28 protein-coding genes are annotated in these 26,604 nt (G+C 67.8%); 19 read left to right on the forward strand and 9 right to left on the reverse strand.

What is annotated here, in order from left to right:
* Position 1: 1 nt before the first annotated feature.
* Positions 2 to 214 carry a hypothetical protein gene (locus tag ACP694_RS05965; protein WP_426011175.1) on the reverse strand — a complete coding sequence of 71 codons (213 nt, stop codon included), beginning with the start codon at positions 212 to 214 and terminating at the stop codon, positions 2 to 4.
* Here ACP694_RS05965 and ACP694_RS05970 point away from each other — a divergent pair.
* The 3 genes from ACP694_RS05970 (at position 213) to ACP694_RS05980 (ending at position 3,351) form a co-directional block, all read left to right on the forward strand.
* The gene (locus tag ACP694_RS05970) at positions 213 to 1,388 is read left to right on the forward strand and encodes an acetyl-CoA C-acetyltransferase (protein WP_426011176.1); all 1,176 of its coding nucleotides are present in this window, start codon (positions 213 to 215) and stop codon (positions 1,386 to 1,388) included. The genes ACP694_RS05965 and ACP694_RS05970 overlap by 2 nt on opposite strands.
* 114 nt (positions 1,389 to 1,502) lie before the next feature.
* Positions 1,503 to 2,228 (forward strand): beta-ketoacyl-ACP reductase, encoded by a 726-nt coding sequence (locus ACP694_RS05975; protein WP_426011177.1) that lies wholly within the window; start codon positions 1,503 to 1,505, stop codon positions 2,226 to 2,228.
* A gap of 394 nt (positions 2,229 to 2,622) precedes the next feature.
* Entirely contained in the window at positions 2,623 to 3,351 is a 729-nt protein-coding gene (locus tag ACP694_RS05980; protein ID WP_426011178.1) for a DUF4908 domain-containing protein, read from the forward strand.
* A gap of 125 nt (positions 3,352 to 3,476) precedes the next feature.
* Here the strand turns inward: ACP694_RS05980 and ACP694_RS05985 are convergent, their stop codons facing one another.
* From ACP694_RS05985 to ACP694_RS06005, 5 genes are all read right to left on the reverse strand, one after another.
* Positions 3,477 to 4,070 (reverse strand): cation transporter, encoded by a 594-nt coding sequence (locus ACP694_RS05985; protein ID WP_426011179.1) that lies wholly within the window; start codon positions 4,068 to 4,070, stop codon positions 3,477 to 3,479.
* A 28-nt stretch (positions 4,071 to 4,098) separates the two neighbouring features.
* The gene (tldD, locus tag ACP694_RS05990; RefSeq protein WP_426011180.1) at positions 4,099 to 5,529 is read right to left on the reverse strand and encodes a metalloprotease TldD; all 1,431 of its coding nucleotides are present in this window, start codon (positions 5,527 to 5,529) and stop codon (positions 4,099 to 4,101) included.
* 119 nt (positions 5,530 to 5,648) lie between these two features.
* Complete coding sequence (locus tag ACP694_RS05995) at positions 5,649 to 6,455, reverse strand: GIN domain-containing protein (protein ID WP_426011181.1); 807 nt, start codon at positions 6,453 to 6,455, stop codon at positions 5,649 to 5,651.
* 10 nt (positions 6,456 to 6,465) lie between these two features.
* Positions 6,466 to 7,032: a DUF1700 domain-containing protein gene (locus ACP694_RS06000; protein ID WP_426011182.1), complete on the reverse strand. Its 567-nt coding sequence runs from the start codon at positions 7,030 to 7,032 to the stop codon at positions 6,466 to 6,468.
* On the reverse strand, positions 7,029 to 7,355 hold the full coding sequence (locus tag ACP694_RS06005; RefSeq protein ID WP_426011183.1) for a PadR family transcriptional regulator: 327 nt from the start codon (positions 7,353 to 7,355) through the stop codon (positions 7,029 to 7,031). The genes ACP694_RS06000 and ACP694_RS06005 overlap by 4 nt, the downstream gene beginning before the upstream one ends.
* A gap of 351 nt (positions 7,356 to 7,706) precedes the next feature.
* On the opposite strand from ACP694_RS06005, the gene coxB reads away from it, so the two are divergent.
* The 10 genes from coxB to ACP694_RS06055 all read left to right on the forward strand — a co-directional run bounded on the left by coxB (position 7,707) and on the right by ACP694_RS06055 (position 17,215).
* Complete coding sequence (gene coxB, locus ACP694_RS06010) at positions 7,707 to 8,645, forward strand: cytochrome c oxidase subunit II (protein ID WP_426011184.1); 939 nt, start codon at positions 7,707 to 7,709, stop codon at positions 8,643 to 8,645.
* Between the two features lie 24 nt (positions 8,646 to 8,669).
* The gene (gene ctaD / locus ACP694_RS06015) at positions 8,670 to 10,379 is read left to right on the forward strand and encodes a cytochrome c oxidase subunit I (protein WP_426011185.1); all 1,710 of its coding nucleotides are present in this window, start codon (positions 8,670 to 8,672) and stop codon (positions 10,377 to 10,379) included.
* Positions 10,380 to 10,494: 115 nt separating this feature from the next.
* The gene (cyoE, locus tag ACP694_RS06020; RefSeq protein WP_426011186.1) at positions 10,495 to 11,532 is read left to right on the forward strand and encodes a heme o synthase; all 1,038 of its coding nucleotides are present in this window, start codon (positions 10,495 to 10,497) and stop codon (positions 11,530 to 11,532) included.
* Positions 11,529 to 11,672 carry a hypothetical protein gene (locus tag ACP694_RS06025; RefSeq protein ID WP_426011187.1) on the forward strand — a complete coding sequence of 48 codons (144 nt, stop codon included), beginning with the start codon at positions 11,529 to 11,531 and terminating at the stop codon, positions 11,670 to 11,672. The genes cyoE and ACP694_RS06025 overlap by 4 nt, the downstream gene beginning before the upstream one ends.
* A 31-nt stretch (positions 11,673 to 11,703) precedes the next feature.
* The gene (locus tag ACP694_RS06030) at positions 11,704 to 12,342 is read left to right on the forward strand and encodes a cytochrome c oxidase assembly protein (RefSeq protein WP_426011305.1); all 639 of its coding nucleotides are present in this window, start codon (positions 11,704 to 11,706) and stop codon (positions 12,340 to 12,342) included.
* A gap of 74 nt (positions 12,343 to 12,416) precedes the next feature.
* Positions 12,417 to 13,289: a cytochrome c oxidase subunit 3 gene (locus tag ACP694_RS06035; protein ID WP_426011188.1), complete on the forward strand. Its 873-nt coding sequence runs from the start codon at positions 12,417 to 12,419 to the stop codon at positions 13,287 to 13,289.
* A gap of 121 nt (positions 13,290 to 13,410) precedes the next feature.
* Positions 13,411 to 13,788 (forward strand): DUF983 domain-containing protein, encoded by a 378-nt coding sequence (locus ACP694_RS06040; RefSeq protein ID WP_426011189.1) that lies wholly within the window; start codon positions 13,411 to 13,413, stop codon positions 13,786 to 13,788.
* Positions 13,781 to 14,476, forward strand: coding sequence for an SURF1 family protein (locus ACP694_RS06045; protein ID WP_426011190.1), 696 nt, complete (start codon positions 13,781 to 13,783; stop codon positions 14,474 to 14,476). The genes ACP694_RS06040 and ACP694_RS06045 overlap by 8 nt, the downstream gene beginning before the upstream one ends.
* Positions 14,476 to 15,873: a threonine synthase gene (thrC, locus tag ACP694_RS06050; RefSeq protein WP_426011191.1), complete on the forward strand. Its 1,398-nt coding sequence runs from the start codon at positions 14,476 to 14,478 to the stop codon at positions 15,871 to 15,873. Before ACP694_RS06045 ends, thrC begins: the two co-directional genes overlap by 1 nt.
* Before the next feature lie 73 nt (positions 15,874 to 15,946).
* Positions 15,947 to 17,215: a M16 family metallopeptidase gene (locus ACP694_RS06055; RefSeq protein WP_426011192.1), complete on the forward strand. Its 1,269-nt coding sequence runs from the start codon at positions 15,947 to 15,949 to the stop codon at positions 17,213 to 17,215.
* A gap of 181 nt (positions 17,216 to 17,396) precedes the next feature.
* On the opposite strand, the gene ACP694_RS06060 is transcribed toward ACP694_RS06055, so the two are convergent.
* Positions 17,397 to 17,726, reverse strand: coding sequence for a hypothetical protein (locus ACP694_RS06060; RefSeq protein ID WP_426011193.1), 330 nt, complete (start codon positions 17,724 to 17,726; stop codon positions 17,397 to 17,399).
* 262 nt (positions 17,727 to 17,988) lie between these two features.
* Between ACP694_RS06060 and ACP694_RS06065 the strand changes: the two genes are divergently transcribed.
* On the forward strand, positions 17,989 to 18,576 hold the full coding sequence (locus ACP694_RS06065; RefSeq protein WP_426011194.1) for a GNAT family N-acetyltransferase: 588 nt from the start codon (positions 17,989 to 17,991) through the stop codon (positions 18,574 to 18,576).
* A 56-nt stretch (positions 18,577 to 18,632) separates the two neighbouring features.
* Complete coding sequence (locus tag ACP694_RS06070; protein WP_426011195.1) at positions 18,633 to 20,300, forward strand: putative bifunctional diguanylate cyclase/phosphodiesterase; 1,668 nt, start codon at positions 18,633 to 18,635, stop codon at positions 20,298 to 20,300.
* Positions 20,301 to 20,442: 142 nt separating this feature from the next.
* Here the strand turns inward: ACP694_RS06070 and ACP694_RS06075 are convergent, their stop codons facing one another.
* A complete protein-coding gene (locus tag ACP694_RS06075; RefSeq protein WP_426011196.1) occupies positions 20,443 to 21,039 on the reverse strand; it encodes a YqgE/AlgH family protein in 597 nt (198 codons plus the stop codon).
* Positions 21,040 to 21,150: 111 nt separating this feature from the next.
* Here ACP694_RS06075 and ACP694_RS06080 point away from each other — a divergent pair, with 111 nt between their 5' ends.
* A complete protein-coding gene (locus tag ACP694_RS06080) occupies positions 21,151 to 21,633 on the forward strand; it encodes a peroxiredoxin (protein WP_426011197.1) in 483 nt (160 codons plus the stop codon).
* A 126-nt stretch (positions 21,634 to 21,759) separates the two neighbouring features.
* Here the strand turns inward: ACP694_RS06080 and ACP694_RS06085 are convergent, their stop codons facing one another.
* Positions 21,760 to 23,499, reverse strand: coding sequence for an acyl-CoA dehydrogenase (locus ACP694_RS06085; RefSeq protein ID WP_426011198.1), 1,740 nt, complete (start codon positions 23,497 to 23,499; stop codon positions 21,760 to 21,762).
* A 170-nt stretch (positions 23,500 to 23,669) separates the two neighbouring features.
* Here ACP694_RS06085 and ACP694_RS06090 point away from each other — a divergent pair, with 170 nt between their 5' ends.
* The 3 genes from ACP694_RS06090 to ACP694_RS06100 are packed head-to-tail and all read left to right on the forward strand — an operon-like array spanning position 23,670 to position 26,602.
* Complete coding sequence (locus ACP694_RS06090) at positions 23,670 to 24,287, forward strand: YceI family protein (RefSeq protein WP_426011199.1); 618 nt, start codon at positions 23,670 to 23,672, stop codon at positions 24,285 to 24,287.
* A gap of 39 nt (positions 24,288 to 24,326) precedes the next feature.
* Positions 24,327 to 25,682, forward strand: coding sequence for a YceI family protein (locus ACP694_RS06095; RefSeq protein ID WP_426011200.1), 1,356 nt, complete (start codon positions 24,327 to 24,329; stop codon positions 25,680 to 25,682).
* Positions 25,613 to 26,602: an L-threonylcarbamoyladenylate synthase gene (locus ACP694_RS06100; protein WP_426011201.1), complete on the forward strand. Its 990-nt coding sequence runs from the start codon at positions 25,613 to 25,615 to the stop codon at positions 26,600 to 26,602. The genes ACP694_RS06095 and ACP694_RS06100 overlap by 70 nt, the downstream gene beginning before the upstream one ends.
* The last annotated feature ends 2 nt before the right edge of the window (positions 26,603 to 26,604 follow it).

The raw sequence follows: 26,604 nt of genomic DNA on the forward strand, positions 1-26,604 counted from the left end.
CCTAGGACAGCGTTGTCTCCGCCTTTTCGCACTGCACTATCGCGAATGCAAAGGCATGACGCCAGTGCCGCTGACGCTTGGCGCGCGCAACATCCCGTGAAAATGTGACGGTGACGAACCGTGCCGGTTTAGGCATGGTGGCGCCGCACTGCAAAATCATGGGCGCCGCAACTGCGAGAAGCGCCCGGAAATACGTTGGGAGCTTCTTCGCCATGAGCGACATCGTCATCGTTTCCGCCGCCCGCACGCCGGTCGGCTCGTTCCTCGGCGCCCTGTCCAGCCTGCCGGCCCACGAGCTGGGCAAGATCGCCATCCAGGCCGCCGTTGAGCGCGCGGGCATCAGCGCCGCCGATGTCGACGAAGTGATCCTGGGCCAGGTGCTGCAGGCCGCCGCCGGCCAGGGTCCGGCCCGCCAGGCCTCGGTCAATGCCGGTATCCCAGTCGAAAGCCCGGCCTGGAGCCTCAACCAGCTATGCGGCTCGGGCCTGCGCGCCGTGGCTCTGGGCGCCCAGCAGATTGCCGCCGGCGACGCCAATATCGTGGTCGTGGGCGGCCAGGAGAGCATGAGCCAGGCGCCGCACGCGCAAGGCTTACGAAACGGCCAGAAGATGGGCGACCTCAGCTTCGTCGACACCATGATCAAGGACGGCCTGTGGGACGCCTTCCACGGCTACCACATGGGCCAGACCGCCGAGAACATCGCCTCGCGCTGGCAGATCACCCGCGAAGCCCAGGACCGCTTCGCCGTCGCCAGCCAGAACAAGGCCGAGGCCGCCCAGAAGGCCGGCAAGTTCGACTGCGAGATCGTCCCGGTGACCATCAAGGGTCGCAAGGGCGACACGGTGGTTAAGGACGACGAGTTCATCCGCCACGGCGCGACCTATGAAGGCATTTCCGGGCTCAAGCCGGCCTTCACCAAGGACGGCTCGGTCACCGCCGCCAACGCCTCGGGCCTCAATGATGGCGCCGCCGCCCTGGTGCTGATGAGCGCCGACGAGGCCAAGAAGCGCGGCCTGACCCCCTTGGCCCGGATCGCCTCGTGGGCCAATGCCGGCGTCGAGCCCGAGATCATGGGCACCGGCCCGATCCCGGCGTCCAAGAAGGCTCTGGAAAAGGCCGGCTGGACCGTCGCCGATCTCGACCTGATCGAGAGCAACGAGGCCTTCGCCGCCCAGTCGCTGTGCGTGGTGCAGGAGCTGGGCCTCGATCCGGCCAAGGTCAATGTCAACGGCGGGGCCATCGCCATCGGCCACCCGATCGGCGCCTCGGGCGCGCGCATCCTCACCACCCTGGTCCATGAGATGAAGCGTTCCGGAGCCAAGAAGGGCCTGGCCACGTTGTGCATCGGCGGCGGCATGGGCGTGGCCATGTGCGTCGAGGCGGTCTGACGATCCCGAACCGACAAACGTCGCCGCGATGAATTTCCATGACGGCCGGCGGCTAGGGCTTGTCCCGCGCCGCCGGCCGCGTGCAACCATAAGAAACTTCAGGGAGAGAATTTGATGGCGAGAGTGGCTTTCGTGACCGGCGGCACCCGGGGCATTGGTCGGGCGATCTGCGAGCGGCTGGTGGCCGACGGAATGAAGGTGGCGGCCGGTTATTCCGGCAATGAGGAGGCCGCCGCAGCCTGCGCCAAGGACCTGGGCGTGATGGTGGTAAAGGGCAATGTCGGCTCGTTCGACGACTGCGCCGCCGCCGTCAAAAAGGTCGAGGCCGAACTGGGCCCGATCGACGTGCTGGTCAACAACGCCGGCATCACCCGCGATGGCATGCTGCACAAGATGACCTACGAGCAGTGGTCCGAAGTCATCCGCGTCAACATGGACAGCGCCTTCAACATGACCCGTCCGGTCATTGAGGGGATGCGCGAACGCAACTGGGGCCGGATCGTCAATATCAGCTCGATCAACGGCCAGAAGGGCCAGATGGGCCAGACCAACTATTCGGCCGCCAAGGCCGGGCTGATCGGTTTCACCAAGGCCCTGGCCCTGGAGAACGCCAAGAAGGGCGTGACCGTCAACGTCATCTGCCCGGGCTATATCGACACCGAGATGGTCGCCGCCGTGCCGGAAGCCGTGCTGGCCTCGATCATCGCCGGCATCCCCGTCGGCCGCCTGGGCAAGGGCGAGGAGATCGCCGACATGGTTTCGTTCCTGGCCGGCGAGCGCGCCGGTTTCGTCACCGGCGCGACGCTGACCCTGAACGGCGGGCAGTACATGGCGGCTTAAGCCAGCGATTCTAGAGCTGAAAAAGGCGTGTCATCCCGGAGAAGGCCCGCAGGGCCGCAGATCCGGGACCGCCGGAAGCGCGGCGTTCACGCTGCCATCCCGGATCGGCGCGCTACGCGCTTGTCCGGGATGGCAGCGTTTGTTTTGGCGATGAGGCCAAGGCGACACCACCCTTGACGACCGTCCTCCCGCCCGCTCGACTGACCGACCGACGGAGGTGTTGCTCGCAAGCGACACTGGGGGCTTCGGGGTAAGGCGTGGCGGGAACAAGGTCTTTGGCGTCCAAGATTCGCCCCAGTCGACGATCATGACCATGGGCATGAAGAGTCTATCGGCGGCGACGACGAGGCCAGGGGGGAGGCCAGGCGGGAGGCCAGGGGGCCGGGCGATCCTGTTGGCGCTCGCCCTGGTGGCCAGCGCCGGCGCCGCGCACGCACAGAACGGGCACAGCCTTCGCGACGCGCTGTTTGGCAGTCGCGGGGCGTCGGACACCCGCAGGGCGGCCCCGCCCGCCGTCGCCCGCTACGTCTCCGAAACCGGCAGCGCCTTTATTCTGGATCGCGGCGCGTCCCAGCCGCTGATGAAGTTCGAAAACAGCTCCGAGGTCTGGGTGCTGTCCGCCCAGCCCGCGCCGCGCGGCGACACCATCTACAAGAACGAGATGGGCGAGCCCGTCCTGCGAGCCAGCAAGCTGGGCGGGATGACGCTGTTCACCGCCGAGCGGCCGGCCGGCGACGCCGCCGCCCTGACCGGCAAGGCCACCTCGATCCAACCGCCGACCGTGATCTCCGTCAACCTGCTGTTCCAGCGCCTGCTGCAGGCCAGCGCCCGCGCCAGCCGCGCCGCCCAGCACCGCATCGCCTTCGAAACCGTCGATGACGCCACTCCCGCCACCTCGGTGCTGGTGGCCGACACCGCCACGGTCACCGCCGAGGCCTTCGAGAAGATGGCCCGCAACGGCGACCGCAACCTGCTGGCCCGCGTCGTCCGCGTGCTACTGGCCGAGGGTCGCAAGCCCGGCGTCAACCTGAAGGGCAGCGACCTGATCGTCACCTACGCGCCGGACAAGGGGCTGTCTGGCCGACCGTCGTCCAAGCGGATCATCAAGATCGTCAACCGGTAGCGGCCGCCGTCGTGGACCCCGCCGCCGCGCGCCGGATGGACGGATCGGGCTTCAGCGGCGAGCGGTGCTTCCCGGTTGCGCCCGGTCATCGGTGTCGGCCCGGCCCCGATGGGACTGAGCGAGGATCAGGGCACGGGTCGCGCCGCCTGATGTTCGGCGCGCGCGGCGATCCACACGGCCTTGGCCGCGTCGATGTTCATGCAGGCGATGACGAGGCCCACGACCACATCCGGCCAGAACGAGCGCGTGAACAGGGTGATGACCGCGGCGAGGATGATCGCCACATTAGCCAGCGCATCGTTGCGCGCGGACAGGAAGGCCGCCTTGGTCAGGCTGCCGGCGTGACGGCGAAAACGCGCCAGGGTGAAGGCGCAGAACAGGTTGACCACCAAGGCTCCGGCCCCGGTGATGGCCAAGGGCAGCGCCTCGGGCGGAACCGGGTCCGCGTACTTTCGCCACACTGCCCAGAAGAAGGCCGCCGCAGGGATCAACAAGACGCCCGCCAGGGCTGATCCGACCCATGCGCGTCGCTGGAGGCTCCAGCCAAGCGCCACGAAGATCAGAAAATTGACGGCGGCGTCCTCGAGGAAATCGACGCTGTCGGCCAGTAGCGACACCGAACCGATGTGCAGCGCGACGGTGAGCTCAACGCCGAAATAGGCAAGGTTCAGCGCCGCGACGAGCAGAACGGCGCGGCGAAGGCCGCTTTCGAGGGCCATTTACGCCATTCCTATTCGGACGCCGCGCCTAAACCGCAGTGCCCCCAACCGTCAGTCCCGTTATCTTCAGCGACGGCTGGCCGACGCCGACCGGCACGCCCTGGCCGGACTTGCCGCAGACGCCGATTCCGGGGTCGAAGTCGAAGTCGTGGCCGATCATCGTCACCTTGGTCAAGGCGTTGGGGCCATCACCGATCAGGGTGGCGCCCTTGACGGGCGCGGTGATCTTGCCGTCCTCGACCAGATAGGCCTCGGTGCACTGGAAAACGAACTTTCCGTTGGTGATGTCGACCTGGCCGCCGCCGAAATTGGCGCAGTAGAGCCCGCGCTTCATCGAGGCGATCATCTCGGCCGGGTCGTCGTTACCGGCCAGCATGCCGGTATTGGTCATGCGCGGCATGGGCATGTGGGCGTAGGACTGGCGACGTCCGTTGCCGGTCGGGGCCATGCCCATCAGCCGGGCGCTCATCCGGTCGTGCATGTAGCCCACGAGGATGCCGTCCTCGATCAGCACGGTGCGCTCGGTGGGGGTGCCCTCGTCGTCGATGGTCAGCGAGCCGCGACGGCCGGGCAGGGAGCCGTCGTCGAACACCGTGACGCCCTTGGCGGCGACGCGCTCGCCGATCCGGCCCGAGAAGGCGCTGATGCCCTTGCGGTTGAAATCGCCTTCCAGGCCATGGCCGACGGCCTCGTGCAGCAGCACGCCGTTCCAGCCTGGGCCGAGCACCACGTCCATCTCGCCGGCCGGGCAGGCCACGGCGTCGAGATTGACCAAGGCCTGGCGCAGGGCCTCGTCGACCTGCTCCTGCCACTTGTCGGGGCTGATCCAGGCGGCGAAGCCGGCGCGGCCACCGGCCCCCGAGGAGCCGGCCTCGCGCTTGCCGTCCTTCTCGACCGTGACCTGCACATTGACGCGGACCAGGGGCCGCACGTCGCGCAGCAGGCGGCCGTCGGCGCGCAGGATCTCGACGACGCGGCGCTCGCCGGCCATCGAGGCCATCACCTGGACCACGCGCGGATCGCGGGCCCGGGCGAAGGCGTCGATCTCCTGCAGCAGGGCGACCTTGTCGGAAAAGGCTGGCGCCGAGACGGGGTCGTCGTCGCCATAGAGTTTTTCATTGGTGGCGCGCGGGGCGTCGGCGTGGATCCCGGCATAGCCGCGGCGGGCCAGCTTGGCCGAATCGGCGGCGCGGCCGAGCGAGGCTTCGGAAATCTCGGCGGAGTGGGCGTAGCCAGCGGTCTCGCCCGCCACCACGCGCAGGCCGAAACCTTCGCCCGAATCATAGGAGGCGCTCTTCAGCCGCCCGTCGTCGAACACGAAGGACTCGCTTTCGGAGCGTTCGACGAACAGTTCCCCGTCATCGGCGCCGGCCAGGGCTTCGCCGAGAATCTGGCGGGCCCGTTCGGGATCGACGCCGGCGGCGGCCAGCAGGGACGGGGCGGTCATGAGAGCTGTCATGCCCCTAGAGGTAGGGGTTTCTTCCGCCCACGTCATCACCCGGGCGACGATTCGACGCCGGGGGCTCGTGGCGGATGCGATCGGGGACATGCCCATGGGCATGTCCCCGTCCGTGAGTCCTACCAGTTCTGGTGCACTTCGCCGGAGCCGGCGACGTTGGAGACCAGGCTGGTCGGCTTGGTGATCACCTCGACCTCGCCGCTGCCGGCCACCTCGACCTCCGTCGCGCCGTGCGGGGCGATCTTGGCCTCGCCGCTGCCGGCCACGGCGACCTTGGTGTCGCCGGCGTCCAGGCCCCCGAGGTCGGCTTCGCCCGAGCCGGAGACCTGCAGGTCGAGCTTGGCGGTCTTGCCGTGGGCGCTGATGGCGCCGCTGCCGTTGATCTCCAGGTCCAGGGTGGGCTGGTCATAGGCCCGTACGTCCAGGTCGCCGCTGCCGTTCAGGGTGAAGCTGCGGACGGCCGGGGCGGTCACCTCGATGACCAGCGCGTCGCGGCCGCGCGAGATCTGGATGCCGTGGCCGGTGACATTGATGTCGCCGGAGTCGTCGTCGCCCTTCAGGCGGATGCGGCCGTTCTCGACCTCCACCCGATCGACCAGGAACCTGGGCCCGGAGACCTTGATCGACGCGCCGGCGCCCGGGGCCGCCTGGGTGTAGGTGACGTCGGCGGGCAGGTCGATCTGCAGGGCCTCGGCGCCGGCCCAGGCGATCTGGCGCGTGGTTTCCTCGCGGTCGCCGGCGTTCACGCCGCCCGGCGTGATCGAGACATGGTCGTCGTCGTCGCTGACGTCGATGTGCCAGTCGTTCATCGGAATGGTCCAGCCGCGGGTCAGCAGCTCGCGGCCGCCCAGTGCCGCCGCGCCGCCGAAGCAGCCGAGGGCGAGGACGAAGCTGGCGACGGCGACGATGGTCAGGTTACGGATCATGGCGGTCCCCTCAGACCTGGGTTTCGATGGCCGGCTTCAGCAGCCGGTAGTGAAGACGCCCGTACCAGACCAGGCCGTTGACGAGCCAGATGGTCAGCAGGGTGGTGACGGCGGCCAGGGCGGTGGCGACGGCCATCAGTCCGATGCCCATCAGGAAGGCGACGGCGGGGCCGCCGGGCGGTCCGGCGAACGGCCCGACCGTGGCGACGAAGCCGCCGCCCACGAACACGCCGATCGCCGCCATGAAGAAGGCGAACAACGTCCCCAACACGCCCATCAGCAAGGGCAGCAGGAACAGAATGTCGATCGCGCCCAGACCCAACACCGCGAAGACGGCGCCGGCGGCGGCCGAGGGGTTCTTGACCTCTTCCCAGCGCTTGACGCCCTGCTCGGCGCGCTGTTCGCGAGCCAGCCGTTCTGGGTCGCCCAGGGCGGCGGCCACCTCGGCCTCGCTGCGTCCGGCCGCCTGGGCGTCGGCGAAGTGCGCCTCGTAATCGGCGACGATGTCGGCGATCGCGGAGGCGGGCATGCCGGCCAGGCCGCGCTTGAGGCGGGTGAGGAATTCGGCGCGCGTCATGCGGCGGCTCCCAAGATGTCTTCGACGGCCGTGGTGAACGCCGCCCATTCGGCCTTCTGGGCCGTGAAGCTGTTTCGCCCGGCATCGGTCAGGCGATAATATTTGCGCGGCGGGCCGCTCTGGCTCTCGACCAAATAGGTCTCGACCAGGCCGTCCGACTGCATGCGGCGCATGAGCGGGTAGATTGTCCCTTCCCCCATATCGATGTCCTTGGCGAGCTTGCTGGCGATTTCGTAGGCGTAGCTGTCGGCGCGTGACAGCAGGGCCAGCACGCACAGCGCCAGCACGCCCTTTTTCAGTTGAATTTCGATGGCTTCCGTCACGGCGTTGGTTTCCCGTTGCTGCATCCTTGTGACGCAAGGTAGTGCCTAATGCAAGGTAGCTGTCATTACATGTTAGTAATGACACGTAGGTCACCGATTGGCCGCTGTTGAGAGCTGTTCTCAGCTAACGCGCCCGCCTTTACAGCACGGTGTTCGGCGAACACCTCTGGCGCTTGGCAAGGGGGATTTGAGCGCGTATGCACGCCGACGACCGGCCAGAGACGCCGGGGCAGGGCCGTCGATTCCACAAAGTCGATTGCCATTGTTCCATGTCACTGGTCGTATTGTGCAAGTCGGCGCGGCGTGGGTTCGATGGACGCCAAATCGCCGCCGAAACGGGCCGTGAGGGATATGAAGGCAATTTTGGGGATGCGGCGGATGTTGGCGGGCGTAGCAGCCGTCGCCGCCACGACGATGGCGCTTTCGGGCGTATTCGCGGGGCAGGCGCTGGCCAAGAGCACCGAACTGCTGGGACAGCCGACGCCTGGCGCGATCGATCTGCAGCGCGCCGCGTCGCCGCTGAAGTTCGAGGCGATCTGGTTCCACAATGTCATCTTGATGCCGATCATCACGGCCATCACCTTGCTGGTGCTGGGCCTGATCATCTGGGTCTGCATCCGCTACAACAAGAAGGCGAACCCGGTTCCGGCCAAGTTCAGCCACAACACCACGGTCGAGATCATCTGGACAATCGTCCCGGTGGTCATCCTGATGGTGATCGCGATCTTCTCGTTCCGGCTGCTTTTCGCCTATAACGACATGCCCAAGCCGTACATGACGGTGAAGGCCACTGGCTACCAGTGGTACTGGGGCTACGAATATCCCGACCAGAAGATCAGCGAGATCACCTCGGTGCCGCTGAAGAAGGAAGAGGCCGCCGCCAAGGGCGTGCCTTACCTGCTGGCCGCCGACAAGCCGCTGGTCGTTCCGGTAAACCAGGTCATCCGGGTTCAGGTCACCGGCGCCGACGTGATCCACGCCTTCGCCCTGCCGGCCTTCGGCCTGAAGACCGACGCCATCCCCGGCCGCCTGAACGAAACCTGGTTCAAGGCAGACACCATCGGCGTCTATTACGGTCAGTGCTCGGAACTCTGCGGCGTCGAACACTCGAACATGCCGATCGAGATTCATGTCGTCAGCCAGGCCGACTTTGACGTCTGGGTGAAGTCCAAGACCGCGCCGCCCGCCGCACCCGCCACCGCAGCCGCTCCGGCGACCGCCACGGTGACCCCGGTCGCGACCGCCCCCGCATCCGCTCCGGCCGCGGCTCCCGCCGCGCCGGCGGTCTAAGATACGATTGCAGGATTAAGTCCGATGGCTCACGCCGCTGACATCGATCATCACGACGCGCACGATGCGCACGACGACGCTGATCACAAGCCGCCCTTCATCGCCCGCTGGTTCGGGTCGACGAACCACAAGGACATTGGCACGCTTTACATCATCTTCGCCATCATGGCGGGCCTGGTGGGCGGTCTGCTGTCGGGCCTGATCCGCTGGGAGCTGGCCGAGCCGGGCATCCAAGTTTTCAGGCCGGGCGGTTCGCTCGATGTCTTCATGCAAACGGTCAGCGGTGGTCGTTTCCAAAACATCGGGATCGTTGAATCGTCCAAGCACGGCTACAACGCGGTCGTCACCGCCCACGCCCTGATCATGATCTTCTTCATGGTCATGCCGGCGATGATCGGCGGTTTCGGCAACTGGTTCGTGCCGATCATGATCGGCGCGCCGGACATGGCCTTCCCGCGGATGAACAACGTGTCGTTCTGGCTGCTGGTCGCCGCCTGGTGCCTGCTGCTGACCTCGATGTTCGTCGACGGCGGCCCGGGCAAGGGCTTTGGCGGCGGCTGGACGATCTATCCGCCACTGTCGACCACCGGCCACACCGGCCCGTCGATGGACCTGGCGATCCTGGCGCTCCACCTGGCCGGCGCCTCGTCGATCCTCGGCGCGATCAACTTCATCACCACGATCTTCAACATGCGGGCCCCGGGCATGACCCTGCACCGCATGCCGCTGTTCGCCTGGTCGGTGCTGATTACCGCCTTCCTGCTGCTGCTGTCGCTGCCCGTGCTGGCCGGCGCCATCACCATGCTGCTGACCGACCGCAACTTCGGCACCCACTTCTTCGACCCGGCCGCCGGCGGCGACCCCGTCATGTTCCAGCACCTGTTCTGGTTCTTCGGTCACCCGGAAGTGTACATTCTGATCCTGCCAGGCTTCGGCATCATCAGCCACATCGTCTCGACCTTCTCCAAGAAGCCGATCTTCGGCTATCTGGCGATGGCCTACGCCATGGTCGCCATCGGCTTCGTCGGCTTCATCGTGTGGGCTCACCACATGTACACCGTCGGCATGAGCATCAACCTGCGGGCCTATTTCGTGGCCGCCACCATGGTCATCGCGGTGCCCACCGGCGTGAAGATCTTCTCGTGGATCGCCACGATGTGGGGCGGCTCGATCAGCTTCAAGACCCCCATGCTGTGGGCGATCGGCTTCATCTTCCTGTTCACCGTCGGCGGCGTGACCGGCGTCGTGCTGTCCAACGCCGGCATCGACTACAGCCTGCACGACACCTATTACGTCGTCGCCCACTTCCACTACGTGCTGTCGCTGGGCGCGGTGTTCGCCATCTTCGCCGGCTTCTTCTACTGGTTCGAGAAGATGTGGGGCGTGAAGTACAACGAGTTCTTGGGCTGCCTTCAGTTCTGGATCATGTTCGTCGGCGTCAACGTGATCTTCTTCCCGCAACACTTCCTGGGCCTGCAGGGCATGCCGCGCCGCTATGTGGACTATCCAGTCGCCTTCGCGCACTGGAACTACGTCTCGTCGGTGGGCTACGCGATCACCGCGGTGGGCGTGCTGGTGTTCCTGGTCATCCTGATCGAGGCCGCCATCCGTCGTCGCCCGGCCGAGGCCAATCCGTGGGGCGAAGGCGCCACCACCCTGGAATGGACCCTGTCGTCGCCGCCGCCCTTCCACCAGTTCAGCGACCCGCCGGTGATCAAGGCCGACAGCCACTGAACCTGATAGACTAGAGACGCAAACGCGGGGGCGCGGGCCGGATGAAAATCCAGCCCGCGCCCTTCGCCCATCCAGAACCCGCGACCCTTAAGTAGACAAGCGACCCTTTCGTAAAATGGCCCAGCCCACTGTCCTGATCCCCGACGACGAGGCGACCGATACGGTCCGCCACGCCCGTTGGCAGGACTATTTCCAGCTGATGAAGCCGCGGGTGATGTCGCTGGTGGTGTTTACCGCCCTGACCGGAATGCTGGCCGCCCGAACGCCGATCCACCCGTTATTGGGCGCCGTGGCGGTGCTGTGCATCGCCATCGGGGCGGGCGCCTCGGGCGCGCTGAACATGTGGTACGACGCCGACATCGACGCCAAGATGCGCCGCACGCGCGGCCGGCCGGTGCCCATGGGCCTGGTCAAGGGCGAGGAAGCCGCCACGCTTGGCGTGGTGCTCAGCCTGCTCTCGGTGATGCTGATGGGCATGGCGATCAACTGGCTGGCCGCCGGCCTGTTGGCCTTCACCATCGTCTTCTACGCCGTGGTCTACACCATGTGGCTCAAGCGCTGGACGGCCCAGAACATCGTCATCGGCGGCCTGGCCGGGGCCCTGCCGCCGGTGATCGGCTGGGCGGCGGCGACCGGTCACGCGCCGCTGAACGCCTGGCTGATGGTGCTGATCATCTTCCTGTGGACCCCGCCGCACTTCTGGGCGCTGTCGCTCTATATCAGCACCGACTACGCCAAGGCCGGCGTGCCGATGCTGCCCGTCGTCAAGGGCGCACGCGAAACCCGCAAGCAGATCCTGCTCTACACGCTGGTGCTGATCCCGGTGTGCCTGGCCCCGGTGTTCACGGGCCTGGGCGGGTGGCTGTACCTGGCAGTCTCGGGCCTGGGCGGCCTGGTGTTCCTGACCCTGGCCCTGCGCGTCTTCCGCAGCACGGCCGGCGACGCCGCTGATCCGCGTCCCGCCGACCGCGACCTCTATGAGGTCGGCGAGGCCGAGGCCAAGCGCGGCAAACCTGGCCAACGCGTGGTGGTCGGCGACGCCAAGCACGCCCGGAACCTGTTCGCCTTCTCGATCCTCTATCTGTTCGCCCTGTTCGCCGCCCTGCTGGCCGAGGCCGTGCTGGGCCTCAAAGCTCTGGAGCTGCTGTCATGACACGCAAGCCCGTCGATCCCGCCACCAAGGCGCGCAGCGGCCGTAACATCGCCCTGGGCCTGGGCCTGGTTGCCTTCGTGATCCTGGTCTTCGTCGTCACCCTCGTGAAGCTGGGAGGCAATGTTGGGCCCCACTTCTGACGACGGCCTCAAGCCCGAAGACCGGCGCAAGATCGAGCAGGACAACAAGGTCGGCACGGCCGAGCGTCCGGCCAAGCGCAACCACCTCAAGGTCGCCGCGATCTGCGGCGTGGCCTTCTTCGGCATGGTCGGCGCGGCCTATGCCGCCGTGCCGCTGTACAAGCTGTTCTGCCAGGCCACGGGCTTTGACGGCACGGTGCGCAAGGCCGTGGCCAAGCCGACCAAGGTGCTCGACCGCAAGATCGAGATCCGCTTCGACGCCAATGTCCGCAATCTGCCTTGGGACTTCACCGCCCTGCAGACCAGCCAGACCGTCCGGATCGGCGATACGGGCTTGGCCTTCTTCAAGGTGACCAACCGCGGCGACAAGCCCATGACCGGTCGGGCGATCTACAATGTCGTGCCCGAGCAGGCCGGCCCCTATTTCCAGAAGCTGGAATGCTTCTGCTTTTCGAATCAAACCATCGCGCCCGGCCAGACGGTCGAGTTCCCGGTGGTCTATTTCGTCGATCCCGGTTTCGTCGATGACGTCGACACCAAGGGAAAGTCGGAAATCACGCTCTCCTATACCTTCTTCCCGGCCGTGCCTGACGCGGCGGGGGCGAAACAGGCGGCGGCGACGCCGCGCATCGTCGAACCCCTTGGCGGCAGGCCGCCGACAGGGCTATAGCGTTTCACACATGGCGTTTCGGCAGGGGGAAAACCGGCCGGCGCGCTTATAGGGATTATAGGGTTAGCACGCACATGGCCCAAGGCGCCGTCAAACACGACTATCACATCCTGCCCCCCAGCGCCTGGCCGTTCGTCGGTTCGCTGTCGGCCACCATGATGGCTATCGGCCTGATCGCCTGGATCAAGGGCGGGGTCTTCGGCATCGACAAGGGCCAGTGGTGGCTGTTCGCCCTAGGCATTTCGGGCGTGCTCTACACCTTCTTCGGCTGGTGGAGCGACGTCATCAAGGAAGCCAACGCCGGCGACCACACCCCCGTCGTCTCGATTGGCCTGCGCTACGGCATGGTGTTGTTCATCGCCTCGGAAGTGATGTTCTTCGTCGCCTGGTTCTGGATCTTCTTCGAGATGGCGCTCTTCCATCACCACCGCACCCTGTCGGGCATCGAGGAAGTCCGCGCCGCCTGGGCCACCTGGCCGCCGACGGGCGTCGAGGCCGTCTCGCCCTGGCAGCTGCCGCTGGTCAACACGCTCACCTTGCTTCTGTCAGGCACCACCATCACCTGGTCGCACCACGCCCTGCAGCAAGGCGACCGCAACGGCGCCAAGTGGGGCCTGATCCTGACCATCCTGCTGGGCGCGCTGTTCACCACCATCCAGATTTATGAATACAGCCATATCAATAGCGAGCACCTGTTCTACTCGGAAGCCGCCGCCAATGCCGGCCTCTACGGCTCGACCTTCTTCCTGGCCACCGGCTTCCACGGCTTCCACGTGTTCGTCGGCACCCTGTTCCTGATCGTCTGCCTGATCCGTCTGATGAACGGCGCCTTCACGCCCAAGCAGCACTTCGGTTTCGAAGCCGCCGCCTGGTACTGGCACTTCGTGGACGTGGTCTGGCTGTTTCTGTTCGCCTTCGTCTATGTGATCTTCGGCGCCCAGCACTAGCGCTCGCGCCTCCAAAGGGCCCGGACCGTCGCAAGGCGTTCCGGGCCTTTTTGGTTTCTGGGGTCTGATTGGGGACAAGCCCATGTGCCTGTCCGCGCGTTGCGGTGTAAGGAGTAGTCCCATGACCGCCCCCCACCCCAACCGCGTGAACCCCTACCTCGCCGGCGCGACCGGCCGCTGTCCGCACTGCGGCGAGGGGATGCTGTTCGACGGGTTCCTGAAGGTGGCCAAGACCTGCGACGCCTGCGGCTTCGACCTTGGGGCCCACGAGCCGGGGGACGGAGCCTCGACCTTCGTGATCCTGATCGCCGGCTTCCTGTGCGCGTTCGGGGCGCTGTTTTCGATGTTCGCCTGGCACTGGCCGACCTGGCTGCTGCTGGTGTTCTGGCTGCCGGTCACGGTGATCGCCAGCCTGGCCCTGATGCGCCCGGCCAAGGGCCTGATCGTCGCCGCCCAGATCGCCAACAAGGCCTCGGAGGCCGGCCGCCACGATGTCTGAGACCGCTCCCGCCGTCGCGCCCGACCGCCGCTTCCCGATCGGCCTGACGATCGCCACCCTGATCGCCTTCGCCATCCTCTGCGCCCTGGGCGGCTGGCAGATCAAGCGCCTGGCCTGGAAGGAAGACCTGCTGGCCCGGATTGAGGTGCTGAAGACCGCGCCCGCCCAGCCCCTGGCGACGGTGCTGGCTCGGGCCGATAAAGGCGAGGACGTCGCCTGGACCCGCGTCTCGGTCGATTGCGCCGCCGGCCGCTCTGAGACCCTGCCCCCCGTCTATGGCGTCCGCGACGGCGACATCGTCTGGCGCGCCACCGTCCCGTGCCCGACCACGACCCGTTCCTACGGCCTTATCCTGCTGGACCTGGGGGTGATCAAGGCCATGACCGGCCAGACGGCGCCGGGCCCCGTCACCCTGGCCGCTCCGGCCCACGCCGTCGGGGTGCTGATGGCCCCCAAGACCCTGGGCGGTGACCGCCAAGCAACTTTGCAGCGCTTCGCCGCCGACAAGCCCGCACCTTTCATCCTGATGGTCGAGACCGCCACGCCCGCGCCGCCCGGAATCACCCCCGCGCCCTTGCCGGCAGAAATTTCCAATCGGCACCTGGAATACGCCCTGACGTGGTTCGGTCTTGCCGTGACCTTGCTGTTTATCTATGCCGCCATGCTCTGGCGGAAGATGAGATCCTGATGCGTTACGTCTCCACACGGGGCCAGGCCCCGTCGATCGGCTTCCTCGAAGCGGTGCTGGCCGGCCTCGCCCCCGACGGCGGCCTCTATGTGCCAGAGCGCTGGCCCACCTTTACGCCTGACGAGATCGCCGCCTTCGCCGGCCAGCCCTACGCCCAGGTCGCCGCCACGGTGATCGGCAAGTTCGTCGGCGACGACCTGCCGGCCCAGGACCTGCGCGATCTGTGCGACGAGGCCTATGCCAGCTTCGCCCACACCGCCGTCGCGCCGCTGAAACAGCTGACCCCCGGCCGCCACCTGCTGGAGCTGTTCCATGGCCCGACCCTGGCCTTCAAGGACGTGGCGATGCAGCTGCTGGGGCGGCTCTATGACCATGTGCTGTCGCGCCAGTCGCGGACCATGACCATCATCTGCGCCACCTCCGGAGATACCGGCGGCGCGGCGGTCGAGGCCTTCCGCGGCCGCAGCCATGCCCGCATCGTGGCCCTGTTCCCCGAGGGCCGGATCAGCGAGGTCCAGCGCCGGTTCATGACCACGGCGACCGACAGCAATGTGGCCTGCGTCTCGATCCTCGGCTCGTTCGATGACTGCCAGGCCATCGTCAAGCAGGCCTTCCAGGACGACCAGTTCCGCCACGCAGTGGACCTGTCGGGCGTCAACTCGATCAACTGGGCGCGGATCGCCGCCCAGACCGTCTATTTCTTCACCGCCGCCGTCGCCCTGGGGGCCCCTGCCCGCAAGGTGGCCTTCGTGGTGCCGACGGGGAATTTCGGCGACGCCTACGCCGCCTATGTGGCCAGCCGCATGGGCCTGCCGATCGCCCGGATCATCGCCGCCACCAACTCCAATGACATTCTCGCAAGAGCCTTCGAGGATGGCCGCTACGCCAGCGGCGGCGTCCACGCCACCCAGAGCCCGGCCATGGACATCCAGGTGGCCAGCAATTTCGAGCGGCTGTATTTCGAGGCCGTAGGCCGCGACGGGGTCGAGACCGGCCGCGCCTTCCGCGCCTTCGCCGGCGCGGGCGCGCTCGATATCCCGCCCAGCGCCCATGCCAAGATGCGCGACCTGTTCCAAGGCGCGTCGGTCAGCGAGGCCGACACCGCCAAGACCATCCTCTCCACCCTCAACGAGACCGGCGAGCTTCTGGACCCCCACACCGCCGTCGCCGTGGCCGCCGCCAATGTCCTGCGCCTGGCCGACCCGGCGACCCCGGTGGTGATCCTCGCCACCGCCCACCCGGCCAAGTTCCCGCAAGCCGTGCTGGCCGCCGCCGGCGTCAGCCCGGTGACCCCGCGCGCCACGCCGGACCACTCGAAGAAGCCGGAAAAGTTTGAGCGGCTGCCGGCTGACGCGGAGACAGTGAAGGCGTTCGTCCGGGTGTTCGCGAACGCCTGATCCTTCCTTCTCCCCTTGCGGCAGAAGGGATCATCCTGGCGTCCTGGCCGCTGGGTCGCTATGCGAGGGGGACATGACAACCTCCGCCACCCTGCACACCCTCGAAAACGGCGTCCGCGTCGTCTGTGATCCCATGCCCGGTCTCGAGACCGTGGCCCTGTCGGTCGTCGCCGGGCGCGGCGCGGCCTATGAGGACCCGGCACGGTCGGGCTGGTCGCACCTGCTTGAGCACATGGTGTTCAAGGGCGCGGGCGGTCGCAGCGCGCGCGACATCGTCGAGGTGATCGAGGCCCAGGGCGGGTCGATCAACGCCGCCACCGGCTATGAGCGCACCAGTTTCCAGGTCCGCGCCCTGAAGGGCGGGCTGGACCTGGGCATGAGCGTGCTCAGCGACCTCGTCCTGCGCCCCACGCTCGACGAGGCCGACCTGACCCGCGAGAAGCAGGTGGTGGCCCAGGAGATCGCCGAGGCCGCCGACGCGCCCGACGACTATGTGTTCGACCTGGTCCAGGCCGCCGCCTGGGGCGACCATCCCCTGGCCCGGCCGATCCTGGGCACGGTCGACAGCGTCAACGCGGCCACGGTCGAGGGCCTGTCGGACTGGCGCGGACGGCTTTACGCCGCCGACCGGCTGATCGTCAGCGCCACCGGCGCGGTCGAGGTTGACGAGGTGCTGGACCTGGCCCGCCGCCAGTTCGGCGCCCTGCCGTCGGCCAAGGGCGCCGCCGACTTCGCCGCCGCCCCCTTCATCGGCGGCCGCAAGAGCCAGGCCCGCAAGCTGGAGCAGGCCCACCTGGTGTTCATGCTGCCCGCCGTCAGCGCCCGCCAGGACGACTATTTCGCCCTGCGGATCTTCGCCGAGGCCCTGGGCGGCGGCATGTCGTCGCGGCTGTTCCAGGAGGCCCGCGAGAAGCGCGGCCTGGCCTATAATATCGACGCCTATGCCGACACCTATGCCGACTGCGGGGCGCTGGGCGTTTACGCCGGCTGCTCGGCCGGCGACGCGGCCGAGACCGCCAAGGTCTGCGCCGAACAGATCGTGGCCCTGGCCGACAAGATCGAGGACGCCGAACTGGCCCGCGCCAAGGCCCAGCTTAAGGCCCACATGTTCATGGCCCGCGAACAGCCTTTGTCACGGGCGGAGCAGGCGGCCGGCCAGGCGCTGATGTTCGACCGGTTATACGCCCCCGCCGAACTGGCGCAGGCGGTAGACGCGGTGACGGTGGCCGACCTGACGCGGCTGGCGGGGCTGATCCTCGGGCCGCGCAAGACGGCCAGCGCGATCCTGGGGGCGAAGGGGGCCCTGAAGGCGGGGGACGTGTTCGAGCGGGCGCTGGGGTAGGGGGCTGGCCGCTTTAGGTGGATGTCCGCTAGTCGGGACGAATCTGTCTGTTTTCCACCCTTCTCGGCCCTGCGGAATGGCGGATTCCGGCGCAAGCTCGCCATCAAGGTTTTAAGGCGCGGCCTCGCCGTGGCGGGCTTTCTCCTCCCCCGCGACGCGGGGGAGGAGAAAGGGTTTAGGCTTACAACCGCCCGCGCCGTCCACCCTTGAGCTTGTCCAGCGCCCGGCGGGCGATCTCGGCCTGGGCCGCGACCGGGGCGAGGGCGGTTTGCGCCTCTTCCCAGACGGGTCCCAGGCTCGCCGCGACCGGCTTGGCGCGGGGCAGAGGCACGATCAGCGCCACCTTGCGGGCCAGGGTGGCCAGGTCGCCCAGGGCCTTGGCTCTTTCGCGGACCCGGCGGATTTCCGCCGGGTCGTCGCTGGAGTCGAGGATCGCCCAGGCCGCATCAAGGGCGGCCATGAGCTTGAGTTGCAGGGCGTCGCGCCAGGCGGGGATGTCGGTTTGGGTCATGGCCCCATGATGCGGCCGGCCCGGAGGGGTGAGCATCGGAAACCTGCGTTTTTGTTTAAGCTACTGGATTCGCTTAGGTTCATTCCCCCAGTCATGGGGATAGAGCGCGGTGCGACGGCTGGGGACAGGCCCATGGGCCTGTCCCCAAACGGGGACCGGGTTTCGACCCCGTCAGCCTGTGGATAACTCTTGCACGACTGCGCCCCTCTTGCCTCCGGCGCGTTGACCCTCGAAAATGCGCCCGCTCAACGAGAACCCACGCTTGTCCGCCTTTCTTCGCCTTTTCCAGACCGATCCCGGCCCGCGCCTTGAGGGCGGCAAGGTGGTGCTGCGCCTGCCGCGCCTGTCGGACTATAAGGCCTGGTCGGCGCTGCGGACCCAGTCGGCGGCCTTCCTCGAGCCGTGGGAGCCGACCTGGCCGAAGGACGACCTGACCCGCGCCGCCTTTCGCAACCGGCTAGGGGCCTATGCCCGCGAACTGGAGACCGGCGAGGCCTTTCCGTTCTTCCTGTTCCGCCGCGACGATGCGACGCTGATCGGCGGGGTGCGGCTGTTCCATATCCGTCGCGGCGTCGCCCAGAGCGCCGTGCTGGGCTATTGGATCGGTCAGCCCTACGCCCGACGTGGCTACATGCTGGACGGCGTCAGGGCCGCCGTGGACTTCGCGTTCGGCGAGATGGGCCTTCACCGCCTGGAAGCGGCCTGCATGCCGGAGAACGCCGCCTCGGCCTCGGTGCTGCTGAAATCGGGATTTCTGGAAGAGGGATATGCGCCTGCTTATCTGAAAATTAACGGCGAATGGCGAGATCATCGTCTGTTCGGGATGGTCGCGCCCCCTCCGGCCGTTTAGGCCGGTCTACCTTTCGGGGAGGGATTCCTAGCGAGCCCCGGACGCTGGGATAGGGCATGTCTTTCAAGATCAGTCAGCGCCGCGTTTGGGACGCCACGGCCATGCTCGAGGCGCTTGGCGCCGCCGAGGTCGCCCTATGGCTCTGGGAGCCCGAGCTTGACCGGCTGCGCGTCAATGGCGCGGCGCGCGCCTTGGGCCTGGGGCCGCTGGCTCCGGATTGCTCCTCCGTCGCCTTCCGCGCCCTGACCTTGCCTCAAGACCGCGCGCAGGCCGAAGACATCCTCAAGGTTCGCGAGCCGGGCAGCGAGATCGTGGCCCGCCTGCGCATGCGGGGCGGCGAGGTCTGCATCTGGCGTGGCCAGTGGTTGGAGGACGGGGTGCGCGCCGCCGGCGTCATCGCCCCGGAGGTCAAGTTCGCCGCCTCCGAACGCGACAGCCTGACCGGCCTGCTGGACCGCAAGAGCTTCATCGTCCAGGCCCGCGAGCGCCTGTCCAAGCCGGGCGCCTACGAGCTGGTGGTGGCCGACGTCGATCGCCTGCGCCGTCTGAACGAGGCTTTGGGCCACGAGCGCGCCGACCTTGTCTTGGCCGCCCTGGGCTCACGCCTGGCCGCCGCCTTCCCGACCTGTTCGATCCTGGGCCGGATCGGCGAGGACGAGTTCGCGGTGCTGTGCGATCCAACCGGCTTCGAGCCCGCCGAGTTGCTGCGCACCGCCCTGGAGCAGCCTTTGCGGGTGGCCGGCTTCGACATCCATCCCACCCTGTCGATCGGGGCCGTGTCGGCCGAGGGCGGCGAGGACGCCCCCGAAGCGGCCGAACTGCTGCGCCGCGCCGAGCTGGCCGTCGAGGCCGCCGCTTCGGGCGGACGTGGCGGGGCCGCCGCCTATGGTCGCTCTATGGAGACCGACGGCCTGTCGCGACTGGCCCTGGAGGCCGACCTGCGCGGCGCCATCGCCCGTGGCGAGATTCGTCCCTATTTCCAGCCCGTGGTGCGCCTCTCGACCGGCGCCCTGTCGGGCTTCGAGGCCCTGGCCCGCTGGATCCATCCGCGCCGGGGCATGCTGCCGCCCGACGAGTTCCTCCCGCTGGTGGAGGAGATGGGCCTGATGAGCGAGCTGGGCGAGCACATGATGCGCACCTCGGCCAAGCAGTTGGCCGCCTGGCGCGACACCCATCCGGCGGTCGGCGCCCTAACCGTCAGCGTCAACCTGTCAACCGGCGAGATCGACCGTCCGGGCCTGGTGCACGACGTCCGCCAGGTGCTGAAGGAACACAACCTGCCGCGCGGCGCGCTGAAGCTGGAAGTCACCGAGAGCGACATCATGCGCGATCCCGAGCGGGCCGCCGTGATCCTGCGCAGCCTGCGCGAGGCGGGCGCCGGCCTGGCCCTGGACGATTTCGGCACCGGCTTCTCGTCGCTGCAGTACCTGACCCGCCTGCCGTTCGACACGCTCAAGGTCGATCGCTATTTCGTCCGCACCATGGGCAGCAACGCCGGCTCGGCCAAGATCGTCCGCTCGGTGATCAAGCTGGGCCAGGACCTGGAGCTGGAAGTCGTGGCCGAAGGCGTCGAGAACGCCGAGATGGCGCGCGCGCTTCAGGCCCTGGGCTGCGACTACGGCCAGGGCTTCGGCTACGCGCCGGCCCTGTCGCCGCAGGAGGCCGAGGTCTATCTGAACGAGGCCTATGTGGACGGCGCCGCGCCGGTGAAGGCGCGGGGGTAGGGTTACTCACTTGCCCCTCCGCCCACTTCGCGGTCTGTCGCGGCGAGGGGGCGGAGCCTCGCGCACCTGAGCTCCGCCCCCTATGGGGGCGGACAGGCGACGCAGTCGCCAGGTGGGGGCAAGTCCCCCACCCCTGGACCGTCTACGCCCGTCCCGCCTGGGCTGACAGCTGGTCGGCGGTTATGCCGATCTTGGCCAGGGCCATGGTCCATTTGTTATCGTAATCGTCGCCAAACAGCAGCGCTTCGTCGGCCTCGCAGATCAGCCAGACATTGTCGCGCAGCTCCTGCTCCAGCTGGCCGGGGCCCCAGCCGGAATAGCCAAGGGCCAGTATGGCCTGGCGCGGTCGGTGGGCGCGGCTGCCCAGGGCGTCCAGCACGTCACGGGTGACGGTCAGAGCCAGGCCATCGGCCACGGACACCGTCGAATCGGGTGAGACGAAGTCGTCGGTGTGCAGGACAAAGCCCCGCTCGCGCTCCACGGGCCCGCCCAGCATCACCAGATGCGACAGGGCGTGAGCCTCGGGCTCGACGCCGAGATTGTTGAGCAGTTCGTACAGGGTCAGCCCCTCGGCCGGGCGATTGACCGCCAGCCCCATGGCCTGTTCGGCGTCGTGGGCGCACAGGTACAGCACCGCGCGCTCGAAGCGTGGATCCTCGATGCCAGGCATGGCGACCAGCATCTGGCCGGCGAGAAACGCGGGCTCGGATTTGCCGAGATCGATGTGCGGGTGGTCCATGATCAGAGGATCGGGGCGGACGGCGGCAGTTTCAAGTCCAACCTTTCCTTGGCGATCGGCCTTGGCGGCTTTATCTCCGATCCGCTCCCTCAACGAACAGGAACTCCGCACATGGCGATCAAGGTTGGCGACACGCTTCCTTCGGCGACTTTCATGACTTTCACCGCCGAGGGCCCGGCCCCGGTGACCACCGACGAACTGTTCAAGGGCAAGACCGTCGCCCTGTTCGCCGTACCCGGCGCCTTCACCCCCACCTGCTCGGCCAAGCACCTGCCGGGCTTCAAGGACCATGTCGCTGACTTCAAGGCCAAGGGCGTCGACACGATCGCCTGCGTCTCGGTCAACGACGTCTTCGTGATGAAGGCCTGGGCCGCCGACCAGGGCATCACCGACGAGGTCCTGCTGCTGGCCGACGGCAATGGCGCCTTCACCCAGGCGGTCGGCCTGGACTTCGACGGCAGCAAGTTCGGCATGGGCCTGCGCTCGCAGCGCTATTCGCTGATCGCCAAGGACGGCGTGGTCGAGACGCTGAACGTGGAAGAGGGCGGGGACTTCAAGGTGTCGTCGGCGGACTACATGCTGGGTCAGCTGTAGGGTTTTCGATCGGGGACATGCACTTGTGCGTGTCCCCAGCCGGAAGTGCGGGCGGTCTTGACCTCAAGGTCCGACTTCTGTGCGTTTGATGGGGACACGCACAAGTGCATGTGCCCGGTCAGATCATTAAACGCCCAGCATCTCCGCCGTCACGCCTTCCAGATCCGCAGCCCCCGCCGTCACCCCCGCCACCTGGCCCGGCACGCTCGCCAAAACGTTCTCCCCATAGACACGCGCCAGCGCCAGCCGCACGCCGTGCGGCTCGGCCAGCGCGCCTTTGATCAGCATCCAGCCGCCCAACACGTCGCCTAGCAGCTTCAGATAGGCCGTGGCCCCCGACAACGCGTCCGGCATGGCCCGGGCCCGGCGTTCGATCAGCCAGGCCGTGGCCGAACTGGCCGCGTTGAGGGCGGCGTCAAAGCGCAGGGCCACGCCGGCCAAGGTCTCGATCGCGGCTATTGCCTCCAGCGTATCGTGCATGTCGTCCATCAGATCGCCAATCGCCCGGCCCTCGCCCAGCATCAGCTTGCGGCCGATCAGGTCGATGGCCTGGATGCCGTTGGCGCCCTCGTAGATCGGATTGATCCGGGCGTCGCGATAGTGCTGGGCCGCGCCGGTCTCCTCGATGAAGCCCATGCCGCCGTGGATCTGCACGCCCTGGGAGGCCACCTCGACGCCCATGTCGGTGGACCAGGCCTTGGCGATCGGGGTCAGCAGCTCCTCGCGCAGCTTGGCGCTCGCGCGAGCCTCTTCCGTTTCGGCGTGGCGCGACAGGTCGGCGGCCACGGCCGTGGAGAGGCAGATCCCGCGCGCCGCCTCGATACGGGCCTTCATCAGCAGCAAGGTGCGGCGGATGTCGGGATGGTCGAACAGCCGGGCGGGATAGGCGCCCGTCCAGGCCGAGCGGCCTTGCGTGCGTTCCAGCGAGAAGGCCAGGGCCTGCTGATAGGCCCGCTCGGCGATGGCCACGCCCTGGGTTCCGACCTGCAGCCGCGCGGCGTTCATCATCGTGAACATGTGGGCCAGGCCCTTGCCCAACTCGCCCACCAGGGTGGCCTTGGCCCCCTCGTACAGCATCACGCAGGTGGGCGAGCCGTGGATGCCCAGCTTGTGCTCCAGCCCGCCCACCCGCAGGGCGTTGGCCACGCCCAGCACGCCATCCTCGCCGACCAGAACCTTCGGCGCCAGGAACAGCGAGATGCCCTTGACGCCGGGCGGCGCGTCGGGCGTGCGGGCCAAAACGAGGTGGCAGACATTGTCGGCCACGTCGTGGTCGCCCCAGGTGATGTAGATCTTCTGGCCGACCAGGGCGTACCCGCCCTCGCCATCGGGCGTGGCCATCGTCGTCAGGGCCGCCAGGTCCGAGCCGGCCTGGGGCTCGGTGAGGTTCATGGTGCCGGTCCATTCGCCGGAGACCAGCCGGGGCAGATAGAGCCGCTGCTGGCTTTCCGAACCATGGCTGGCCAGGGCCTCGATCGCCGCCAGGGTCAGCATCGGGCACAGGCCGAACGCCATGTTGGCGGCGTGGACCATCTCGAAGACGGCGATTTCCAGCGTCTTGGGCAAGCCCTGGCCGCCGTGCTTCGGATCGGCCGCCAGGCTGTTCCAGCCGGCCTGGGCGAAGGCCTTGTAGGCGGCGGGGAAGCCTGGCGAGGTGCGGACCACGCCATTGTCCAGCTGCGCGGGCGTCAGGTCGCCGGCCCGGTTGATCGGGGCCAGAATCTCGCTGGCGAAGACGCCGGCCGCGTCGAGAACCGCGTCCACCGTGTCGGCGTCGGCCTCGGGAAAGGCCGCGGCCAGGCGGTCGAAGCCGGCCACATGGCGCAGGGCGAAGGCGAGGTCGCGAACGGGCGCGCGGTAGGTCATGAGGGAGGTCCGATCCAGGGGACGGCGAGGTGAACCCTGTTTAGAGACGGCCGCCGCGTGTGCAAAGCCGAAGGGATCACGGCTTCGTGAAGCGCTGACCCTTTATCGCTGGGCCAAGCTTCCCAAGTTGGGGTTCAGCAACTATTTCTATTACAGTTTGGAGACTGCCCATGAACCGCCGTTTCGCCTCCGCCCTCCTGGCCGGCGCTCTTCTGCTCGCTCCGGCGGCCCTCCCCGCCGTCGCCTCGGCGCAGGCCGTCGCCACCGACCCGGCCCAGGCTCCGGCCGGCAATTGGACGATCGACAAGAAGCACGCCAGCCTCGAGATGAAGGTCTCGCACTTCGGCACGTCGCACTACACCTTCCGCTTCGCGCGCGAAGCCATCGACGGTTCTTACGTCTATGACCCGGCCAAGCCGCTGGCCACCAAGGTGTCGATCACCATCGACGCCGCCGCCGTCGATACTGGCCTGCCGGACTTCAACAAGGAAATCGGCACGGACCCCAAGTTCTTCAACGCCGGCCAATATCCCAAGATCACCTTCGTCTCGACCAAGGTCGAACCCGGCAAGCTGACGGGCGACCTGACCTTTCGCGGCGTGACCAAGCCGGTGACCCTGGACGTCAAATATAACGGCTACGCCAAGACCCCGTTCGGCTCGCAGATCATGGGCTTCTCGGCCACCGGCACGATCAAGCGCTCGGACTTCGGCTTCACCCACCTGAAGGGCCTGGTCGGCGACGACGTCGATCTGGAAATCGAAGCCGAGTTCAATCCGAAGAAGTAGGGTTGGATTCGAAACCCGCGATTTCTGACGAGGTACGCCATGACCACCGAGTCGACCGTTGAGACCGCCTCGGTGGCGGGACGCACGCGATACACGCCCCCTTCTCGCTACACGACGGTGGCGATCATCCTGCACTGGCTGATCGCCGCCGCCATCATCTTCCAGATCATCCTGGGCTGGCGGATGGGGGACGGTCCCAAGGGGCCGACCACCTACGCGATCTTTCAACTGCACAAGTCGATCGGCATCACCATCCTGCTGCTCAGCTTGGGCCGGCTGGCCTGGCGGCTGACCCACAGGCCGCCGCCGCACCCGGTGGGGCAACCCCGCTGGGAGACGATCGCCTCGCAAGTGGTCCACGTGGCCTTCTACGTGATCATGATCGGACTGCCGGTCACCGGCTGGATCATCGTCTCGACCAGCCGGCTGCCGATCCCGACCGTGCTGTTTGGCGCGATCCCCTGGCCGCACCTGCCGTTCCTGCCCGAGCTGGCGGCCGGTCCCAAACACCTGTGGAATCAGGTCGGCGAGCTGGGTCACGGCCTGCTGGTCAAGACCACCTATCTGCTGCTGGCCCTGCACCTGGGGGCGGTGGCCAAGCACCAGATTCTCGACCGCGACGCCGTTTTCGGCCACATGGCGGCTGGCGCCAAGCCGGGTTGGAAAGAGCCGCGCGCCTGGCTGGCCGCCGCGGGACTCATCGCGGTGGTCGCCGCCGGCTATCTCTACATGCCGTCGGTGAAGGCCAAGACGCCGGCGGCGCCCGTTCCTGCGCCTGAAGTGCAATGGCGAGGCAAGCCGGCCTTGGTTCAAAACGCCGCGCCCGCCGAGCAAACACCGTCCGCCGAAGCCGCCACCGCCCCCGCCGCGCCCGCCGAGTTGGACAAGGCGCTGAAGGACCCCGTCGCCTGGACCGTGGCCAAGAGCTCGACCCTGGGCTTCTCCGCCGCCTGGGAAGACAACACCATCCAGGGTCAGTTCAAGCGCTGGACCGCCGACATCCTGTTCTCGCCCGACGCCCTCGACCGCTCGAAGCTGACGGTCAGCATCGACATGGCGTCGGCCGCCACCGGCGACGACCAGCGCGACGCCAGCCTGCCCAGCGAGGACTTCTTCGCGGCGGCGACCCATCCCAAGGCTGTCTTCACCGCCAGCAAGTTCCGCCAGACCGGCGAGGGCCGGTTCGTCGCCGACGGCGTGCTGGATCTGCGCGGAGTCAAGAAGCCCGTCAGCCTGCCGTTCTCGCTGAAGATCGACGGCGACACGGCCACGGCGCGCGGTGTAACCACCCTGGACCGGACGGTGTTCGGGGTAGGACAGGGTGAATGGGCGTCGACGAGCGAGATCGGGGCGAAGGTGAAGGTCAGCTTCGCCATCGCGGCCAAGCGGAAATAGACCCGCAAGTTGTTGGGGCCGCGCGGGCGCTCGCCGCCGGCGGCCTGGTGCTCCTGCCGACCGAGACGGTCTATGGCCTGGGGGCCGACGCCTCGAACCCGACCGCCGTGGCGGCGATCTTCGAGGCCAAGGGCCGCCCGCGCTTCAACCCGCTGATCGCCCATGTCGCCAGCATCGAAGCCGCCGCCCGCATTGCCACCTTCGACGATCGCGCCCTGGCTCTGGCGCGAGCCTTTTGGCCCGGCCCGCTGACGATCGTCGCCCCGATCCGCGACACCGCCGCCGTCTGCGATCTGGCCCGGGCGGGTCTCGACACCGTGGCCATCCGGGTGCCCGGCCACCCCCTGTCGCGCGCCGTGCTGGCGGCGTTCGGCGGTCCGGTCGTTGCGCCTTCGGCCAATCGCTCGGGCCGGCCGAGCCCCACCACCTTTGCCGACGCCTTCGCCGAGACCGGCGACAAGACCGCCGCCGCCCTGGACGGCGGGCCCTGCGACGTCGGGCTGGAAAGCACGGTTGTGGCGGTGCTCGACGGTCCGGTGAGCCTGCTGCGCCCCGGCGCCGTGACTCGCGCCCAGCTGGAGGCCGTGGTCGGCCCGCTGGCCGAGGCGCAGAATGACGCCAAGCGCTCGCCCGGCAGGCTGGCCCTGCACTATGCCCCCGACGCGCCGGTGCGGATCAATGCCGAGACCCCGGCGGCGGGCGAGGCGTTCCTGGCCTTTGGGCCATGGCCGCAAGGGGATAGGGTGTTCAATCTCAGCCCCTCGGGCGATCTGGCGGAGGCGGCGGCAAACCTGTTCGCGTTCCTTCGCGCCGCCGACCGCACCCAGCCGACAGCCATCGCCGTCGCGCCGATCCCGGGCGAGGGCCTGGGCGAAGCGATCAATGACCGGCTGCGGCGCGCGGCCGGTTTCATAGGATAGAG

Source organism: Caulobacter sp. DWR2-3-1b2 (assembly GCF_049896345.1).
Lineage (GTDB): Bacteria > Pseudomonadota > Alphaproteobacteria > Caulobacterales > Caulobacteraceae > Caulobacter.